This is a genomic window from Methylobacterium gnaphalii (genome assembly GCF_007992215.1).
In the GTDB taxonomy this organism is placed as follows: domain Bacteria; phylum Pseudomonadota; class Alphaproteobacteria; order Rhizobiales; family Beijerinckiaceae; genus Methylobacterium; species Methylobacterium gnaphalii.
In genome coordinates this window covers 1-1,210 of record NZ_BJZV01000097.1, presented here as the reverse complement: position 1 = coordinate 1,210, position 1,210 = coordinate 1, and the positions used below count along the sequence as shown (strand labels likewise).

Below are 1,210 nucleotides of genomic sequence, written 5' to 3'. Positions count from 1 at the left end.
TGAGCTTGACCCTGTTTCTGGTCCAAAGCCTATGCAAGTTCTCGGGCTGTGACAGCTTGGTTGGCGAAGGCTCGGGGCGTCAAGCCGCCCAAGGCCGTGTGGGGTCGATCTTCGTTGTAATGGCACCTCCATTCCTCGATGCGCTCACGTGTGTCGGCCAGCGAGAGGAACCTCGAGGCGTTCAAGCATTCCGCTCGGAGGCGGCCGTTGAACGACTCGATATAGGCGTTGTCGGTCGGCTTGCCCGGTCGGGAGAAGTCGATCTCGACGCCGTTCAGGTAGGCCCACTGGTCGAGCATACGCCCGGCAAATTCCGGGCCGTTGTCGACCCGTAGGCTCTTAGGCCGCCCGCGAAGCCGGACCACAGCATCGAGCGCTTCGACCACCTGGAAGGCGCGGAAGTTTGCTCTCGGCGTGAGCGAGAGCGCCTCTCGTGTGTGGCAATCGACGACCGTCAGAATCCGGAACGGACGCCCGTCGAAGAGGCGGTCGGACATGAAGTCCATCGCCCAGACTTCATTCGGGCCGCCGATCGCCGGTCGCCCCTGACGGTAGCGCCAGGCTCGCTTGCGCTTGGGCAGCTTGGGCCGGATCGAAAGCCCTTCGTCCCGGTAGATCCGGTACGTCCTCTTGTGGTTCACCTCCCAGCCCTCTCGTCGCAACAGGATGTGCAGCCGCCGATAGCCGTAGCGAACCCGTGCTGCGGCAAGCTCCTTCAGCCGCATCCGCAGCGCGACCTGCGGGTCGGAGCGCTTCCTGTAGCGCTGGGACGAACGGCCAAAGCCGGTGGCCTGGCAGGCCCGACGCTCGCTGATGTCGTAGGCTACCTGCAGGTGGCCGGCGACCTCGCGGCGAACGGCGGGCCTCACCACTTTCGCTTCAGGACGTCCTGCAGCATGGAGCGGTCCAGCGTCAGGTCGGCGACCAGTCGTTTGAGCTTGCCGTTCTCGTCCTCCAGCTGCTTCAGTCGCCGAATCTCCGGCACACCCATGCCCACGAACTGCTTCTTCCAGCGGTAAAAGGTCGGCTCGGACACGCCCATCTTCCGGCAGACCTCGTCCACCGATGCACCGTTCTCCGCCTGCCGCAGGGCAAAGGCGATCTGTTCGTTCGTGAAGCGTTTGCGAGGCATGGCATCCTCCCTCCTGCAAGGTTCAGGATGCCCGAAAAACTTGCGCTCAGCGCGGACCAGTTTGCTGGGTCAGGGTCA

At 64.0% G+C, this 1,210-nt stretch carries 1 protein-coding gene; it reads right to left on the bottom strand.

The features are described 5' to 3' along the window. Window positions 1–29: 29 nt before the first annotated feature. A protein-coding gene (locus MGN01_RS23245; RefSeq protein WP_147049155.1) for an IS3 family transposase occupies window positions 30–1,132 on the bottom strand; the annotation gives its coding sequence in 2 pieces (ribosomal slippage) (window positions 30–871 and window positions 871–1,132; 1,104 coding nt in all). Window positions 1,133–1,210: the final 78 nt, after the last annotated feature.